This window comes from Dankookia sp. GCM10030260 (genome assembly GCF_042666655.1).
Taxonomy (GTDB): domain Bacteria; phylum Pseudomonadota; class Alphaproteobacteria; order Acetobacterales; family Acetobacteraceae; genus Paracraurococcus.
On record NZ_JBHTDE010000009.1, the window covers coordinates 94,357 to 112,091 of the forward strand.

General features: G+C 72.4%; 12 protein-coding genes. 4 read left to right on the forward strand and 8 right to left on the reverse strand.

The features are described from left to right. Positions 1-162: 162 nt before the first annotated feature. Complete coding sequence (locus ACFQS7_RS23000) at positions 163-4,029, forward strand: PAS domain S-box protein (protein WP_380069480.1); 3,867 nt, start codon at positions 163-165, stop codon at positions 4,027-4,029. A 398-nt stretch (positions 4,030-4,427) separates the two neighbouring features. On the opposite strand, the gene ACFQS7_RS23005 is transcribed toward ACFQS7_RS23000, so the two are convergent. Beyond that, complete coding sequence (locus ACFQS7_RS23005) at positions 4,428-5,882, reverse strand: calcium-binding protein (protein WP_380069481.1); 1,455 nt, start codon at positions 5,880-5,882, stop codon at positions 4,428-4,430. A 381-nt stretch (positions 5,883-6,263) separates the two neighbouring features. Here ACFQS7_RS23005 and ACFQS7_RS23010 point away from each other — a divergent pair, with 381 nt between their 5' ends. After that, entirely contained in the window at positions 6,264-7,055 is a 792-nt protein-coding gene (locus ACFQS7_RS23010; protein ID WP_380069482.1) for an SDR family NAD(P)-dependent oxidoreductase, read from the forward strand. 195 nt (positions 7,056-7,250) lie between these two features. Further along, positions 7,251-8,447: a CaiB/BaiF CoA transferase family protein gene (locus ACFQS7_RS23015; protein WP_380069483.1), complete on the forward strand. Its 1,197-nt coding sequence runs from the start codon at positions 7,251-7,253 to the stop codon at positions 8,445-8,447. On the opposite strand, the gene ACFQS7_RS23020 is transcribed toward ACFQS7_RS23015, so the two are convergent. From ACFQS7_RS23020 to ACFQS7_RS23050, 7 genes are all read right to left on the reverse strand, one after another. Then, positions 8,448-9,416, reverse strand: a complete 969-nt coding sequence (locus tag ACFQS7_RS23020) for a Gfo/Idh/MocA family protein (RefSeq protein ID WP_380069484.1) — start codon at positions 9,414-9,416, stop codon at positions 8,448-8,450. It abuts the gene before it with no gap. 8 nt (positions 9,417-9,424) lie between these two features. Beyond that, a complete protein-coding gene (locus tag ACFQS7_RS23025) occupies positions 9,425-10,363 on the reverse strand; it encodes a dihydrodipicolinate synthase family protein (RefSeq protein ID WP_380069485.1) in 939 nt (312 codons plus the stop codon). A gap of 13 nt (positions 10,364-10,376) precedes the next feature. Next, entirely contained in the window at positions 10,377-11,513 is a 1,137-nt protein-coding gene (locus ACFQS7_RS23030) for an acyl-CoA dehydrogenase family protein (protein WP_380069486.1), read from the reverse strand. Beyond that, positions 11,513-12,718 (reverse strand): acyl-CoA dehydrogenase family protein, encoded by a 1,206-nt coding sequence (locus ACFQS7_RS23035; RefSeq protein WP_380069487.1) that lies wholly within the window; start codon positions 12,716-12,718, stop codon positions 11,513-11,515. Before ACFQS7_RS23035 ends, ACFQS7_RS23030 begins: the two co-directional genes overlap by 1 nt. Positions 12,719-12,789: 71 nt before the next feature. Continuing rightward, a complete protein-coding gene (locus ACFQS7_RS23040) occupies positions 12,790-14,886 on the reverse strand; it encodes a 3-hydroxyacyl-CoA dehydrogenase NAD-binding domain-containing protein (RefSeq protein WP_380069488.1) in 2,097 nt (698 codons plus the stop codon). A gap of 16 nt (positions 14,887-14,902) precedes the next feature. After that, positions 14,903-15,871 carry a Bug family tripartite tricarboxylate transporter substrate binding protein gene (locus ACFQS7_RS23045; protein WP_380069489.1) on the reverse strand — a complete coding sequence of 323 codons (969 nt, stop codon included), beginning with the start codon at positions 15,869-15,871 and terminating at the stop codon, positions 14,903-14,905. Further along, positions 15,868-16,872, reverse strand: a complete 1,005-nt coding sequence (locus ACFQS7_RS23050; RefSeq protein ID WP_380069490.1) for a Bug family tripartite tricarboxylate transporter substrate binding protein — start codon at positions 16,870-16,872, stop codon at positions 15,868-15,870. The genes ACFQS7_RS23045 and ACFQS7_RS23050 overlap by 4 nt, the downstream gene beginning before the upstream one ends. A 153-nt stretch (positions 16,873-17,025) precedes the next feature. Between ACFQS7_RS23050 and ACFQS7_RS23055 the strand changes: the two genes are divergently transcribed. Further along, positions 17,026-17,724, forward strand: coding sequence for a CoA transferase subunit A (locus tag ACFQS7_RS23055; protein ID WP_380069491.1), 699 nt, complete (start codon positions 17,026-17,028; stop codon positions 17,722-17,724). Positions 17,725-17,735: the final 11 nt, after the last annotated feature.

Genomic DNA, 17,735 nt, shown 5'->3' on the forward strand with positions numbered 1-17,735 from the left:
CCTGTCAGCCATGGCGTTGCACACCATCTCGGTACAATGGTGCCGGTCCGGTGCCTTGGCCGTCGCCGTACCGGCGACGGCCCCGTCCCGCGGCATGCCGGCTGCCAGTCGTAGCACCAGCGGGCCGTTCGGGTGATGCAAGGCGGACTGCCAGGATATCCGGTGTTCCAGGCCGCCGCCATCGGCCAGGATGTGGCGGGACGGCCCCTGCCGGTCTCCGCCGCCATCGACCTCACCGTGCTGCAGGAGGCGGAACGCGCCCTGGCCGCGCGCGAGGCGGAGTTCCGCGGCGTCTTCGAGCAGGCCGCGGTCGGCCTCGCCCAGGTCGGGCTGGACGGACGCTGGCTGCGGGTGAACGGCCGGGCCTCCGCCATCCTCGGCCATGCCGAGGCGGAGCTGCTCGGGCGCCGCTTCCAGGAGATCACCCATCCGGACGACCTCGCCGCCGAGCTTGAGCGGATGCGGGCGCTGCTCGACGGCGGCGTGCCGACCTATGCGATGGAGAAGCGCTACCGCCGGGGTGACGGCATGCTGGCCTGGGCCACCACGACCGTGTCCCTGCTGCGCGACGGGGCGGGACGGCCGGACCGGTTCATCATGGTGCTGGAGGACATCGCTGCCCGCAAAGCGGCCGAGGCGGCGCTGGCCGAGACCGAGGCGCGGCAGCGCGAGCTGCTGGCCACCCTCGACCTCGGTGCCTTCATGGCGTGCGACCTCGACGGCACCATCCGCTTCTGGTCGAAGGGCTGCGAGCGGCTGTACGGCTGGACCGCCGAGGAGGCGATCGGCCAGGTCTCCCACACCCTGCTGCACACCGAATTCCCGCCGCCCCAGGCCGCGGGCCGGGCCGGGCTGGAGCGCGACGGCAGCTGGGCCAGCGATCTCCGGCAACGCACCCGGGACGGCGAGACGCGCATCGTCGAAAGCCGCAAGGTGCTGCGCCGCGGCCCGGCCGGCGCGCCGCTGGCGCTGCTGGAGACGGTGCACGACGTCACCGCCCAGCGCCAGGCCGAGGCGGCGCTGCGCGAGAGCACCGCGGTGATGCTGCTGTCGCAGGACGCGGCGCGGGTCGGCAGCTATGTCCAGGACCTGCGGACCGATGCCTATCGCTGGGCGCCGGGCGCCCCGACCCTGTTCGGCTTCCCGCCGGGGTCGGAGGCGATGCCGATGGCCGACTGGCTGGCCATCCGCCACCCCGAGGACCGGCTGCGCACCGCGGCCGAGCGGGCCCGCTCGCTCGCCCGCGGCGATGCGGAAGCCCGCTACGAATACCGCATCATCCGGCCGGACACCGGCGAGCTGCGGCACCTGGAGGCGCGGGCGCGGCGCGAACACGATGCGGATGGCCGACCGGTGCGGGCGTTCGGCGTCGTCTTCGACGTCACCGAGGCCCGGCTGGCCGAGGCGGCGGGGCGCGAGCGGGCCTGGCGCGACGATGTCCTGCTCGGCCTGGAGGAGCGGCTGCGCGCAAGCCGGACGGTGCGGGACACCGCCGCCGCGGCCTGCGAGGCGCTCGGCCGGGCGCTCGGCCTGGTGCATGCGGCCCTCGGCGCGGTCGAGCCCGACGGCGTGCATGTCGTCGTCGAGGGCGGCTGGCGGGCGGATGGGCGGACGGCGGCCAGCGGCCGGCACCGCCTCGCCGACCTGCCGCCGGAGCGGCTGGCGCCCTTGTTCCAGGGCAACCCGGTGGCCATCGCCGATCCGCTGACCGCCGGGAGCCCGGTGGCGCAGCAGGCCTTCGAGGCGCTCGGTGCGCGCGCCTCGCTCGCGGTCCCGCTGCGGCAGGACGGCCGGCTGCGCGCCATGCTGTTCCTGCTGCGGGCGGCGCCGCAGGGCTGGACCGCGGCCGAGATCGAGCTGGCGCGCACCACGCTCGACCGCACCTGGCAGGCGTCCGAACGGGCGCGGGCCGAGGCGGCGCTGCGCGACAATGAGGAGCGGCTGCGCCTGGCGCAGGATGCGGCGGCCATCGGCATCTGGGACTGGGACCTCGCCAGCGGCACGCAGCGCTGGTCGGCGCGGAATTTCAGCCTGCTCGGGCTGGACCCGGTGCGGGACGAGCCGAGCCATGCGAACTGGCATGCCGCGATCCATCCCGACGACCGCGCGGCGATCGAGGCCGCGGTGGCCGCGGCGCTCGGCGGGGTGGACAGCTACGAGGCGGAGTACCGGGTGGCCGCGCCAGAGGGCGAGCCACGCTGGCTGCTGGCCCGCGGCGTGGTGCTGCGCGAGCCGGGCGGCCGGGCCACCCGCATGCTCGGCGTCACCCTCGACGTCACCGCGACCAAGATCGTCGAGACCGCGCTGGCGCGCGACAATGCCGAGCTGGAAACCCGCGTCGCCGAGCGGACCCGTGCGCTGACCGAGGCCGCCGCCGCGCTGCAGGCCGAGATGCAGCGGCGCGAGGCGGCCCAGGCGGCGCTGGTCCAGGCGCAGAAGCTGGAGGCGCTGGGCCAGCTCACCGGCAGCGTGGCGCACGACTTCAACAACGTCCTCGCCGCGGTCATGGGCAGCCTGCGGCTGATCACCCGCCGCGCCGAGGGCAACGAGCGGGTCATCGACCTGGCCCGCAACGGCGAGCGCGCGGCGGAACGCGCCGCCGCGCTGGTCCGCCAGCTGCTGGCCTTCGCCCGGCGGGAGGACCTGCTGCCGGTGCTGGTCGACCCCGTCGCGCTGCTGGCCAATACCGACCAGATGCTGCGCCGCGCGGTCGGCAGCGGGGTGACGCTGTCGGTCGAGGCGGCGGCGGGGACCTGGCCGGTGCTTGCCGACCCGCACCGGCTGGAAGTGGCGCTGCTCAACCTGTCGATGAACGCCCGGGACGCCATGCAGGGCTCGGGCGGGCTGCTGGTGACCGTCAGGAACGCCCCGGCGGGCGGCGAGGCCCGGCCGCCGGGCCTCGATGGCCGGGCCGACCATGTCGTCCTCACGGTGCGCGACAGCGGTACCGGCATGCCGCCGGAGGTGCTGGCCCGGGCGGCCGAGCCCTTCTTCACCACCAAGCCGCGCGGCAAGGGGACCGGGCTGGGCCTGGCGATGGTGCATGGCTTCGCCCAGCAGTCCGGCGGCGCGCTGCGGCTGCTGAGCGCCCCGGGCGAGGGCACCACGGCGGAGATCTGGCTGCCCCGCGCCGCGCCGGAGGACGCCGCGACTCCCGGCCACGCCCCGGCCGAGCCCGACCCGGCGCTGCACGGCGCGGCGACGCTGCTGGTGGTGGACGACGACGACCAGGTCCGCCTGGTGACGGCGAGCCAGCTGCGCGAGCTGGGCTATGCGGTGCTGGAGGCCAGCAGCGTCGCCTCCGCGATGGCACAGGCGCTGGCGGCGGAGCGGCTGGACCTGGTGGTCACCGATGTCACCATGCCTGGCGGCAACGGCCAGGAACTGGCGCGCCGGTTGCGTGCCGCCCGGCCGGGCGTGCCCCTCCTGTTCCTGACCGGTTTCAACGACCGGCAGTCGCTGGACGGCGAAGTGGTGCTCGGCAAGCCCTTCACCGCCGCCGAATTCAGCCGCCAGGTGCTGGCCGCGCTCGGCCGCCTGCCGGCGCCGCTGCACGACCGGCTGCTGATGCGGCTGAGCCGGGCGGAACTGCGCGAGGCCTATTTCGCCTGGCGCCGGCGGCGCGACGAGCTGGGCGGCACGGCGCTGCCCTGGATCGCACCGGCCGAGATCGCGGCGCTGTCCGGCGCGGACGACGCCTATACCGTCGCGGTCGAGCCGGATGGCGAGGCGCCGCCGCGGCTGCGTTTCCTGCAGGTCGGCGCCGCGCTGGCGGCTCGCCCGGACAGCGCGCAGGCAGGCCAGGCGGTGGATGACGGCACCGAGGCCGACGAGGCCTTCGGTGGGCTGACCGTCGCCTTCCAGCGCGCCGCCAGCCTCGGCGTGCCGTGTCACGATTATGCGCGCTACTGTTTCCAAGACGGTGGCGATCGGATGTACTTCGAGCGGTTGCTGCTGCCGCTCGCCGCGGACCACGGTCCGCGGCCGACCCATCTGCTGGGCATCGCCCTATTTTCCGGACCGGTCTGAGGACGCCCGCATAACCTGCCCGGCGCTGCCGCGCTTCGATACGCCGCGCCTGGCCCAGGCGATCGAGGCGCTGCCGGAGGCCGTGCTCGACCAGCTGGAGGATCAGAGCGCGACGGCTTGAGGCGGGATCGCCGAGAAGCCTGAATCGCGCGACCAAACGGATGCGGGAGCATGATGCGTGCGCGAAGCCGAACGCATCATGCTCCTGCCGGCGCAGCGCGCCCCGCCGCATCCCGGCGACGGGAGGCCGACGGCAGGATCGCGTCCCGGCGGGTCATGGCGACCAAGGCGCCATCACCTGCCGGCGACACTGGCCGTCCGGCGCCCACGCCGCAGCGGTTGGCGTTCGAAGGTGAACGCGGCACCGCCGCAGCGCCCTGTCACCAGGCAGCCCGGGGCTAGCCGATGACGAAGTCCGACGCCGCCAGGCCGGCGGGCCGGGTGGTCAGCACGGCGAAGTTGACAAGGTCATCGCGCCCGCCGCCGTCCGCGTCGAAGAACAGCCCCCCGCTATCCGCATCGTACAGGATGCGGTCGTCCGCGGCTTCGGCATCCGACAGCAGGGCGAAGGCCCCGGCGTCGAGCGCCCCGGTGGCGAGCCCGGTGAAGACCGTGGAATCGAGCAGGATGGTGTCCTCGCCCGCGACGAAGTCGAGGATGCTGTCCGGCGTGGATTCGTGGGCGCCGAAGACGAAGGTGTCGGCGCCGCCGCCACCGAGCAGGGAGTCCTGCCCCGCGCCGCCGTCGAGGCTGTCCCCGCCGGCGCCGCCGACCAGGAAGTCGCGGCCGGCCCCGCCGGTGACGGCGTCGTCGCCCATGCCGGCATTGACATAGGCCGGCCGGTGCTGGCCGCCGAGGTCGATGGTGTCGCCAGCCGAGGTCCCCAGTTGGACCACCTCGAACCGGTCGCCACGCTGGGTGCCGGCGACCAGGTCGCGCACGTCGAAGCTGCCGCCCTGGGCCGCGGTGAAGGTGATGCCCTCGTCGTCGAAGCGGCTGACCGGGCCGGCCAGCCCGTCCGCGCCGTCCTCCGCCTGCAGCCGCACGGCCAGCCCGCCATCCTGGTTGGCCAGGGTGCCGGCGTCGTTGGCGCTGCCGTTGCCGACCTCGGCGCTGGTGAAGGTCAGCCGGACCTGGTCGATATGGCCGTGCTTCACCAGCACCGTGTCGTCGCCGGCGCCGAGGTCGGTCGTGTCCGTCCCGTCGCGCATGGGCCGGAAGACCGCGACGTCGTCGCCCGCGCCGCCGAGCAGCGAATCGTCGCCGCGGCCACCCTTCAGCCGGTCGTCGCCGGCGCCGCCGACCAGGAAGTCGTCGCCGCGGCCGCCGGTGATGCTGTCGTTGCCCATCCCGGCATTGATGTAATAGGCATCGCGGCTGCCGGATTCATCGAAGCGGTCGTCGCCGGCGGTGCCCAGGCTGACCACGTCGAACTGGTCGCCGCGCTGGGTGCCGGCGACCAGGTCACGCACGTCGAAGGTCAGGCCGGGGGTCGCGGCCTTGAAGCTGATGCCCTCGTCGTCGAAGCGGCTCACCGCACCGGCGAGGCCATCGGCGCCGTCCTCGGCCTGCAGGCGGACCGCGAGGCCGCCATCCTGATTGGCCATGCTGTTGGCATCGACGGCGCTGCCGTTGCCGACCTCGGCGCTGGTGAAGGTCAGGCGGACCTGGCCGTCGGTGCCCTTGACCAGGACGACGTCGTCACCCTTGCCCAGGTCCCGTTCCGTCGCCGTGTCCCGCGCGACATCGACCTGCGCGACGTTGTCGCGGCCGCGCCATGCCTCGGCAAGCGGGTTCCCGGCCTTGTGGAACCACGAGGCGATCGTCCCGAAATCGAAATTCGTCCAAGCCATGCGAGCTCTCTCTCCCGATCGATGGGCTTCTTCCCACCGGACGGGTTACAGCCAGGCAATGCGCGCGGATGCGGAACGGCGTGGAATTTCCTGCGGAAAAATTCTGCGGCGGCGGACAGAGTTCGATGAAACCTTTGCGGACAGGACGGTCCGGGCTGGCGCCCCAGGCGCCGCTGCGACGCGTCCGCCCCGCGCAAAGGTGGACGGCGCGTAACCCTGAATTGCGCCTGGTGGCCAGTCTCGGCGACGGGCGCACAGCCGGCCCGGCCAGCATCCACCCGGTGCCTCGCCGCGGCGCCCACCGATCCGGGTGTTGTCCTGCCCGCCGGCTGCGGCCAGCATGGCGGCCTACCGCGGCGACACGCGGGGGAGGAGCGAACCATGGACTTCAACGGCAAGGTCGCCATCGTCACCGGTGGTGCCAACGGGATCGGCGCGGCCGTCGTGCGCGGCTTCGTGCAGCGCGGCGCCAGGGTTGTCATCGTCGACCGCGATGCGGAGGCCGGCACGGCACTGGCCGCCGAGCTTGGCCGCGCCACCATCTTCCGCGCCGCCGACGTGACCCGGGCGGCGGATGTGCAGGCCTATGTGCAGGCGGCGCTCGACACCTTCGGGGCCATCGACTGCTTCCACAACAACGCCGGCATCGAGGGCAAGGTGGCGCCGACTGCCGAGTACGAAGAGGCGATGTTCGACGCGGTGATGGGCGTCAACGTCAAGGGAGTCTTCCTCGGCCTGCGCCACGTGCTGCCGGTGATGATCCGCCAGGAGAGCGGCGCGGTGGTGAACACGGCGTCCATCGCCGGGCTGGTCGGCACCGCGGGGATGCCGGCCTATGTCGCGTCCAAGCATGCGGTGATCGGGCTGACCAAGGTGGCAGCGGCCGAGGTCGGCAAGTCCGGCATCCGGGTGAACGCCGTCTGCCCCGGGCCGATCGCCACCCGCATGGTGCAGGACATCGCCCGGCAGGTCTCCCCCAACAACCCGGACAGCGTGGAGGAACGCTACTCGGCCGGCCTGCCGCTGCGCCGCTACGGCACGGCGGAGGAGGTGGCAAACCTGGTGCTGTTCCTGTGCAGCGGCCTCGCCAGCAACATCACCGGGGCGCAGTACGTGGTGGACGGCGGGCGGACCGCGGCGCCGGTCGGCATCTCGCAGGGCAGCACCGGCTAGGCGCTGGTTGCGCAGCACAGGAAGGCTGGGGAGGAAGTATCGCTCCTGGACCCACCTCCATCTTGGCGGCTTGGCATCCGCCGCGCGGCCGGTGCGGCTCGGAAGAAGAAAGCCAAAGGGACACTCACGTTCGGGGAGGGAATGCTTGTCCCTCCCCAAGCTTTCCTGCCTGCCACAGCAACGGGAAAAACACCGATGACCGGGATCTTCAGCGGGCTGCGGGTGATCGACGCCGCCAGCTATGTCGCCGGCCCCTCGGCCGCCACCATCCTCGGCGATTTCGGCGCCGAGGTGATCAAGCTGGAGCCGCCGGGCGGCGACGCCTACCGCGCCCTGGCCAGCGCGCCCGGCCAGCCGCGCGGCGAGACCGACTACCCATGGGTGCTGGACAACCGCGGCAAGCGCGGCCTGATGCTCGACCTGAAGCGGCCGGAAGCACAGACCGTGCTGCACCGGCTGGTCGCCACCACCGATGTCTTCGTCACGAATGCGGTTCCCCGCCTGCGCCCCGGGCTCGGCATCGCGCCCGAGGCGCTGGCGGCCATCAACCCGCGGCTGATCTACGCCGCGCTGACCGCCTATGGAGAGTGCGGGCCGGAAGCCGACAAGACCGGTTTCGATGCCACCGCCTATTGGGCGCGCAGCGGGCTGATGGACCTGGTGCGGGCCGATGCCGGCGCGGCGCCGGGCCGCTCCGTCGCCGGGATGGGCGACCACCCGACCGGGATGGCGCTCTACGGCGCGATCGTCACCGCGCTGTACCGGCGCGAACGCACGGGCCAGGGCGGCTTCGTGCATGTCGCGCTGCTGGAGGCCGGGCTCTGGTCGAACGGCTTCATGGTGCAGGCGGCGCTGGACGGCGCCCGCTTCATCCCCCGCCCGCCGCGCGACCAGGCCCCCAATGCGCTGGGCAACCTGTACCGGGCCGGCTGCGGCCGATGGTTCCTGCTGGCGCTGCTGAACGAGCCGCGGCAATGGCCGGCGCTGCTGCGGGTGTTGGGCGACCCGGCCTGGGGCACCGACCCGCGCTTCGCCACCCAGCCGCTGCGGCGGGAGCATGCGCGGGCGCTGATCGCCTTGATGGACGAGGCCTTCGCCGCGCGCGACCTGGACGAATGGCGTCCGCTGCTGGATGCCGCCGGCCTGACCTTCGACGCGGTGACGACGACGCAGGAGGCCGCGGCCTCGCCCCAGGCCCGCGCCACCGGCGCCATCAGGCCGACCGCCGCCGGCGGCTGGACCGTGGACAGCCCGCTGCATATCGATGGCGAGGTCAAGGCGCCGGCCACCCCGCCGCCGGCGCCCGGCGCCGATACCGACGCGATCCTGGCCGAGTTGGGCCATGCCCCGTCGGAGATCGCGCGGCTGCGAGCGGCCGGCGCGCTGGGCTGATCAGACCGCCACCGGCGCGCCGCCGGCGGCGACCGAGCGCACGATCGCCTCGAAGCAGGCGACCGTCGCCACCGCCTCCTCGGGCGGCAGCGGATAGGGCGTGCCGCCCGCCGCCGCTGCGGCGAAGGCCGCCAGCTCGGCGCGCAGCGTGTCGACCGGGGCGAAGCCGATGCGCTCGGGCTCCCGCCCGTCCTGCCGCAGGATGATCTCGGTGTCGCTCACCGTCTCGACGCTGGCGCGGTCGCCGAAGACATGGACCCGCCAGTAGCGCGGCGTCGCCCGCACCGCGGCCAGCGTGCCGGAGATGCCGCTGGCGAATTCCAGCAGGACCGAGAGGCTGTCGAGCGCGCCCGGCGCCGGCTTCTGCACGGTCAGCTGCGTCAAGACCCGGCGCGCCGGGCCGACCAGGTTGGTGAAGGCGTCCAGCACGTGCACGCCGGTGCCGGTCAGCCCGCCGGCCGGCGATTCCGCCGGGTCGGCCCGCCAGGGCGCGAAATTCTGCGACGAGTTCAGGTTGCTCGAATGGCCCTCGATGTGCAGCAGGCGGCCAAGCCGGCCCTCGGCGATGATCGCCTTCATCGCCTGGATGGTCGGCAGGAAGCGACGGTTGTGGCCGATCGCCAGCGGCACGCCGGCGGCACGGCAGGCCTCGACCGCGGCGACGGCCTCGGCGCGCGTCAGGGTCAGCGGCTTCTCGCAGAAGACCGGCCGCCCGGCCGCCGCCACGGCCCGGATCTGCGCCAGATGCGCGCTATGCGGCGTGGCGAGCACCACGGCCTGCACCCCGGGGTCGGCCAGCATGGCATCCAGGCTGGTGGAGAAGCGCAGGCCGTATTGCGCGGCAACCGGGGCGCCGGCCGCGGCATGCCGCGCCACGCCATGGACGAAGCGGAGCCCGGGCAGGTCCCGGGCCGCTTCGAGCAGCATGCCTCCCCACCAGCCCAGGCCGACGATTCCCGCGGTGACCATGCCGCGCGTCAGGCCGGCGCCAGCCGCGCCCGCGCATCGGTGCGGCCGAGCCGCGCCAGCAGGTACTCGACCTCCGCCACCGCCTTCGCGCCGAGCTTGCCGCCCGGCGCGCGCTGTGCGGCGGAGCCGATGATGCCGCGCCGCGCCAGCACGTATTTCCGCACCGCGAGGCCGAGGCCGAATTGCTGCTCATACCGGATCAGCGGCAGATGCGCGTCGAACAGGTCATGCGCCGCGTCGCGCTCGCCGGCTGCCGAGAGCCGCACGAGGTCGACCAGCATGTCGGGGAAGGCATAGCCGGTCATCGCGCCGTCGGCGCCGCGCTCCATCTCGAAATCCAGGAACAGGCCGCCATTGCCGCAGAGGATGGAGATAGGCCGCATCGAGCCTTCCGCGGTGTAGCCGCGCAAGGTGCTGATCTTCTCGAGGCCCGGCCAGTCCTCGTGCTTCAGCATGACGCAGGAAGGGTTGTCCTGGACGATGCGGCGGATGACGCCGGGCGTCATCTGCACCTGGAAGAGCAGCGGGTAGTCCTGCAAGACGAAGGGGACGTCGGTACCGATCGCCTGCACCGCCTGGGCATAGTAGCCGGTGATCTGGTCGTCGGTGCGCAGCGTGCTGGGCGGCGCGATCATCACGCCGGCCGCACCTGCCTCCATCGAGCCCCGCGCCAGCGCCCGCATGGCAGCGAAACCGGGGGCGGAGACGCCGACGATGATCTTCGCCTCCCCCGCCCGCTTGATGATCCGCCGGCTGATCGCCAGCGACTCCGCCTGGTCCAGCTTCGGCGCCTCGCCCATCACGCCGAGGATGGTCATGCCCTCGCAGCCGGCTTCGAGGAAGAAGTCGGTCATGCGGTCGGTGCTGGCCTCGTCGATCCGGCCATCGTCGTGGAAGGGCGTCGGCGCGATGACATAGACGCCCTTCGCGGATTCATCGAGACGCATGCGTGGAACTCCCTCAGGCAACCTGGTCGGCCAGCCGGTCCAGATGCGTCGCAGTATCGCCGAACATGTGCTCGATCACCATCACCCGGCGGAAGAAATGGCCGACGGCGTATTCCTCCGTCATGCCGATCCCGCCATGCAGCTGCACCGCGTTCTGCGACACGAAGCGCCCGGCCTGGCCGATGCCGACCTTGGCCATGGAGATGCTGCGGGCGCGCTCGGCCGCATCCTCCTCCTCCAGCGACATGGTCGCCAGCATGGCCATCGAGCGGCCCTGTTCCATCGCCACCAGCATCTCCGCCGCGCGGTGCTGCAGCGCCTGGTTGTCGCCGATCGGCTTGCCGAATTGCTGGCGGGTCTTGAGGTAATCGAGCGTCATGGCCTGCATCGCCTCCATGGTGCCGATCACCTCGGCGCCGGTGGCGGCGATGCCGGCCTCGACCACCCGCTCGATCACCGGCAGGGCGTGGTCGCGCTCGCCCAGCAGCGCGTCGCGCGGCACCCGGACGCCGCTGAGGGAAAGCTCCGCCGCCCGCGTTCCGTCGCGCAGCGTGTAGCCGCGCCGTGCCAGGCCCGGTGCCTTGGCATCCACCAGGAAGAGCGAGATGCCCTCGATATCGTCCCGGCCGCCCGAGGTGCGGGCCGAGACGATCAGCCGGTCGGCGCAGTCGCCGTGCAGCACGACGCTTTTGGCGCCTTCCAGCACGAAGCCCTCGGCACTGGGCTTCGCCGTGGTCAGGATGTCGGTCAGGTCGTAGCGCGCCTGCCGCTCGTAATGCGCGAAGGCGAGCTTCATGCTGCCGGCGGCGACCTCCGGCAGGATCTCGCCCTGCTGCGCCTCGGTGCCGGCCAGGCGCAGCGCGGTGACGCCCAGCACCACGGTGGCGAGGTAAGGCTCCAGCACCAGGTGCCGGCCGAAGGCCTGCATCAGCAGCATGACATCGACCGGGCCGCCGCCGAAGCCGCCGTAATCCTCGGGGATCGGCAGGCCGAGCAGGCCGAGCTCGGCATACTGGCTCCAGAGCTTCTCGCTGTAGCCCGCCGGGGTCTTCAGCAGGGCCTTGCGCTGCTCGAAGCCGTATTCGGCCGCCAGCAGGCGGGTGACGCTGTCGCCCAGCAGGCGCTGGTCGTCGGTGAGATCGAAGTCCATTACAGCCCCAGCACCGCTTTGTTCAGGATGTTCTTCTGGATCTCGTTGGTGCCGCCATAGATCGAGGCGGCCCGCAGCATGAGATAGGCCGGCGCCATCTGCGGCGCCCATTCCGGGCCGATGGCGGGCTCGTTGGCGAAGGCCGCCAGCTCCTGCTGCCAGACCGGCATGGCCTGCGGCCCGCCGACATCCATCACCAGCTCGCTGCTCGCCTGCAGCAGCTCCGTCCCCTTGATCTTCAGCACCGAGGAGAGCGGGTCCGGCCGGTTGCCGCCGGCCTTGGCGAAGGCCGAGACGACGCGAAGCTGGGTGATCTCCAGCGCCTTCATGTCGACCTCGATCTGGGCGACGCGGGCGCGGAAGTTGCGATCCTCGATCAGCGGCTTGCCGTTCATCCGCACCTCGCGCGCCACCTCCTTCGCGTAGCGCACGCGTTCCTTCGACTTGCCGAGCCGGGCGATGCCGGTGCGCTCGTTGCCCAGCAGGTACTTGGCGACGCTCCAGCCCTTGTTCTCCTCGCCGACCAGGTTTGCCACCGGCACGCGCACGTCGGTGAAGAAGACCTCGTTCAGGTGGTGGCTGCCGTCGATCGAGATGATCGGCCGCACCTCGATCCCCGGCGTCTTCATGTCGATCAGCAGGAAGGAGATTCCCTCCTGCCGCTTCGCCGCCGTGGGGTCGGTGCGCACCAGGCAGAAGCACCAGTCGGCGTTGTGCGCCGTGCTGGTCCAGATCTTCTGGCCGTTGACGACGTAGTGGTCGCCGTCCCGCTTCGCCGCGGTGCGCAGGCTGGCGAGGTCGGACCCGGCGCCGGGCTCGGAGAAGCCCTGGCACCACCAGTCGTCGAGGTTCCGGGCGCGCGGCAGGAAGTGGTTCTTCTGCGCCTCGGTGCCGAACTGGATCAGCACCGGGCCGAGCATGGTGATGTTGAAGGACAGCATCTCCGGCGCCGGGGCCGAGAGGTTCTCCTCGAGGAAGATCATCCGCTGGATCGCGGTCCAGCCCGGGCCGCCATACTCCTTCGGCCAGGAGAAGGCCGCCCAGCCCTGCGCGTTGAGGATACGCATCCAGGCGATGGTGTCCTGCTTGCGCGGCGGGTAGCCGAGCCGCATCCGCTCGCGGATCTCGGCCGGCAGGTTGTCCCGGATGAAGCCGCGGACTTCCTCGCGGAAGGCGGTCTCCTCGGGGGTGAATCGCAGGTCCATGGTCCGTTCTCCTCCAAATCTTCGAGCCGGAGATTCACGCCCTGCGTGTGTCCACGCAGGACGATCGCAGGCTAGCGCAGCTTCGGCGCCTTCAATTCGCGGAACTGGCCGCCCTGCTCGGCGACCTGGCGCAGCAGCGGGGCCGGCGCCCAGCGCGCGCCGTAGCGCTGGTGCCAGGCGGCGATCTGGTTGTAGACGGCCTGCGCCCCGATGCCGTCCGCCCAGAACATCAGGCCGCCACGATAGCGCGGAAAGCCGAAGCCGCTCAGCCACATCACGTCGATGTCGCTGGCGCGCAGCGCCTTGCCCTCCTCGATCATCTTGCAGGCCTCGTTGAGCGAGCCGAACAGCAGGCGCTGCAGCACCTCCTCGTCGGAAAATTCGCGCTGGGCGATGCCCTTCTCCGCCGCGACCTTCTTGATGATCCGGTGCACCTCCGGGTCCGGATGCGGCGTGCGGTCGCCGGGATCGTAGCGGTACCAGCCGGCGCCGGCCTTCTGGCCCTTGCGGCCCAGCTCCACCAGGCGGTCGGGGATGGGCAGCATGCGGTAGTTCGGGTCCTCCGCCAGCCGCCGCCGCCTTGTCTGGTAGCTGACGTCGAGGCCGGAGAGGTCGTTCACCGCGAAGGGGCCCATGGGGTAGCCGAACTCGACCATGACGCGGTCGATCTGCTCCGGCAGCGCGCCTTCCTCCACCATCAGGTTCTGTTCCATGGTGAAGGGGATGCGGCTGCGATTGGCGACGAAGCCGTCGCAATTGCCGGCATAGGCACTGATCTTGCCGATGGCGCGGCCGAGCTTCATCGCCGCCGCCATGGTTGCCGGCGCGGTCTGCGTGCCCTCCACCACCTCGAACAATTTCATCACGTTGGCCGGGGCGAAGAAATGCGTCCCCGCCACCGCCTCGGGCCGCTTCGTCGCACCCGCGATCCTGTCGATGTCGATCGCCGAGGTGTTGCTGAACAGCAACGCGCCCGGCTTCATCACCCGGTCCAGCTCGGCGAAGACCGCCTGCTTGACCTCGAGCTGCTCGAACACCGCCTCGATCACCGCGTCGCAGTCGGCGATGGCCTCGTAGCCCTCGACCGGCTCGATCAGCGCCAGGCGCCGGTCCATCCAAGCCTGGTCCAGGCTGCCGCGCCTGACGCTGACGGCGTAGTTGTCGCGGATGCGGGCCAGGCCGCGCGTCAGGGTCTCGGCCGAGGCGTCCAGCAGCTTCACCGGCAGCCCGGCATCGGCGCAGCTCATGGCGATGCCGCCGCCCATGGTGCCGGCGCCGATCACCGCGATGCTGCGGATCTCGGGCGTGGCGATGTCCTTCGGCAGGTGCGGCAGCTTGGCCACCTCGCGCTCGGCGAAGAAGGCGTAGCGCAGTGCGCGGGCCTCGTCCGAATTCTCCAGCGCGCCGAACAGCCGCTTCTCCTCGGCGATTCCCTCGGCGAAGGGCAGCCTGGTCGCCGCCTCGACCGCCGCGATGGCGCTATAGGGCGCCTGCTGGTTGCGCGCCTTGCGGGCAATGGCCTTGCGCGCGGCGTCGAACATGCCCGGCTCGGCCGCCGGCGGCGGCATCTCGCCGATCCGGCGCAGCGGCTTATCGGCGATGCGCTTTGCGAACGCCACTGCCTCGCCGCGCAGGTCGCCGTCGACAAGCTCGTCGACGATGCCCAGCGCCTTGGCCTCCGGCGCCGGCACGTGCCGCCCCGTGCCGATCATCTCCAGCGCCGGCTTCGGCCCGATCAGCCGCGGCAGCCGCTGGGTGCCGCCGCCGCCGGGGATGATGCCGATCAGCACCTCCGGCAGCCCGACCTTGGCGCCGGGTACAGCGATGCGCCAGGTGCAGCACAGCGCATTCTCCAGGCCGCCGCCCAGCGCATAGCCGTGGATGGCGGCGACCACCGGCTTGGTGCTGCCCTCCAGCGCGTCGTAGCTGCGCCGCGCCGGCGCCTCCCGCTTGGTGCCGAAGCGGCGGATATCGGCGCCGGCGATGAAGCTGCGGCCGGCGCCGATCAGCACCATGGCGCGCACCGCCGGGTCCGCCACGCCACGGTCCACCGCGGCGACGATGCCGTCCGAGACGCCGGCGCCCAGCGCATTCACCGGCGGGTTGTCGATGGTGATGATCCCGATGCCGTCCTCGACCTCGAACCGCACCACGTCGCGCTCGCTCATCGCTTCGTCCCTTCCCTTATCCGGCCGCAGCACCGGAGCGTTCGACGACGCCGCGCCAGCGGATGATCTCGCGTCCCACGAATTCCTGCAGCGGCGCGCCGGAGAGCATCAGCGGCGTGCTGCCGCCGGCCGCCAGCGCCTGCACCACGCGCGGCTCCGCCATCGCCGCCGCCAGCCCGGCCGTCAGCCGCGCCGCCACCGGCGCCGGAATCGCCGCGGGCGCGATGATGGCGGACCAGCTGTCGGTCACCGCGCCGGGCAGCCCGGCCTCGGCGATCGATGGCACTTCCGGCAGCACCGGCAGCCGCGCCGGGCCGGTGGTCGCCAGCGGGCGCAGGCGGTCGCCCTCGATATGGCCGCGCGTGGCGACCAGGTAGTCGAACATGATGTCGACGCGGCCGGCGACCAGGTCGTTCAGCGCCGGCGCGCTGCCCTGGTAGGGCACATGCGTCAGCCTGACGCCAGCCTCCCCCTGGAACAGCTCGGCCGCCATATGCGTGCCGGTGCCGACGCCGGAGGTGGCGAAGGTCAGCTCGCCCGGCCGCTGCTTCGCCAGGGCGATCAGCGCGCCGAGGTCGCGGAAGGGCCGGCCGGGATGACACAGGAGCAGCAGCGGCGTCTGCGTCAGGCCGTGCAGGGGGACGAAGTCGCGCAGCGGGTCGTAGCGCGTGCCCTTGTAGAGCACCGGGTTGGTCGCCAGCGTCCCCTGCGTGCCGTAGAGGATGGTATAGCCGTCCGGCGCGGCACGCGCCGCGGCCTCCGTCCCGATGCTGCCGCCGGCGCCGGGGCGGTTCTCCACCACCACCGGCTGGCCGAGCTGCGTGCCCAGCCCCTGTGCCACCAGCCGCGCCGAGGTGTCGGTGATGCCGCCGGGCGGGAAGGGCACGATCCAGCTGATCGACCGCGTCGGCCAGGCCTGGGCGGCGCCCGACCGCGCCGCCAGCAGCGACGGCACGGCGAGCAGGAGGGAACGGCGCCGCATCATCGCACCAGCATCCCGGCCGCGGCGGCGGCGCGGCGGGGCAGTTCCGCTTCCCTGCGGATCAGCGCGGCGAAGCCCTCGGGCCTTGTCGTCGCCGGCTCGGCCATCAGGCTGCCGGTCTCCTCGATCCGCGCCCGCAGCCCGGGCTCGTCCAGCGCCGCGGCGAAGGCCGCCTGCAGGGTGCCGACGATGCGCTCCGGCGTGCCGGACGGCACCAGGATGCCGATGAAGGACACCAGGCCGCCATCCGGCACGCCGGCCTCGGCCAGGATCGGGACCTCCGGCAGCAGCGGCAGGGGCCGCGGCAGCGCGGCGGCGATGATCGGCAACTGCCCGTCGCGATGCAGCGGCAAGGCGGTGGTGATCTGCTCCATGGACGAGGCCAGCGCACCGTTCAGCAGGTCGGGCGTCGCGGCACCGCTGGACCGGTAGGGCACATGCACCAGGCCGATGCCGGTCGCCGCGTTCAGCAGCTCGATGTTGAGGTGGTTCGACGTGCCGCTGCCGGCCGAGCCGCATTGCAGCTGGCCGGGCCGCGCCTTGGCATGGGCGATGAACTCGGCCAGCGTCTTCACCGGCAGCTTCGGGCTCACCACCAGGACCTGCGGCGTGCGGAAACAGAGGCAGACCGGGGCGAAATCCTTCGCCGGGTCGTAGGGCACGCGTTCCATGATCAGCGGATTGATGGTCAGCGCGCCATTCGAGCCCAGCAGCAGGGTGTAGCCGTCCGGCGCCGCGCGGGCGACGAGTTCGGTGCCGATGTTGCCGCCGGCGCCGGCACGGTTCTCGATGACGATGGGCTGGCCGAGCCGTTCGGCGACGCCGGGGATCAGGATGCGGGCCAGGGTGTCGAGGTTGCCGCCGGCGCCGAAGGGCACCACCAGGCGGATCGGCCGGTCGGGGAAACGCGCCTGCGCCCGCACCAGCGCCGGCGCGGCGAGGCCGGCGCCCAGGGCGAGCGCGGTGCGGCGCGGGATCCCGGCCGGCCAGGGACTGCGGGCCATCTGTTCCTCTCCCTCGGCGCGTCTGCGCGCGCCCGGCGGCAGTCAACCACCCCGGCGCGCGGCGCGCCACCCCCGGCACTGGCCCTTGCGGCGAAGCTGCGGCTACACTCCGGGCAAGGCCGCTAGAGCAGGCACAAAGGGAACCGTCCGCGAATGATCGACAAATTCGTGCGCTCGATGGCGGAGGCCCTGGACGGCGTCCGCGACGGCGCCACCGTGCTGATCGCCGGCTTCGGCGATGTCGGCATGCCGAACGCGCTGCTCGACGGGCTGATCGAGCAGGGCGCCGGCGACCTCACCATCGTCATCAACTCCGCCGGCCGCGTGCGCGTGCCCGGCCAAGCGTCGGTCGGCATCGCCCGGCTGATCGAGCTCGGCCGTGTGCGGAAGGTGATCACCAGTTTCGTCCGGGCGCAGAGCGTCGCCGGCGAATGGGTGCGCGACGGCAGGATGCAGGCCGAGGTGGTGCCGCAGGGCACGCTGGCCGAGCGCATCCGCGCCGCCGGCGCCGGCGTGCCGGCCTTCTACACGCCGACCGGCGCCGGCACGCTGGTCGCGGAAGGCAAGGAGGTGCGGACCTACAACGGCCGCCCCTGCATCCTGGAGGAAGCGCTGCAAGGCGACGTCGCGCTGGTGGAGGCCTGGATGGCCGACCGCTGGGGCAACCTCGTCTTCCGCGACGCCAGCCGCAACTTCAACCCGATCATGGCCATGGCCGGCGCCCTGACGGTGGTGCAGACGCACCATGTCTGCGACGTGGGCCAGCTGCCGGCGAACGAGATCGTCACCCCGGGCATCTTCGTCGATCGCGTGCTGCATGTCGCGGCCGGCGATCCGAAGCTGACGCGCTGACGGGAGAAGGG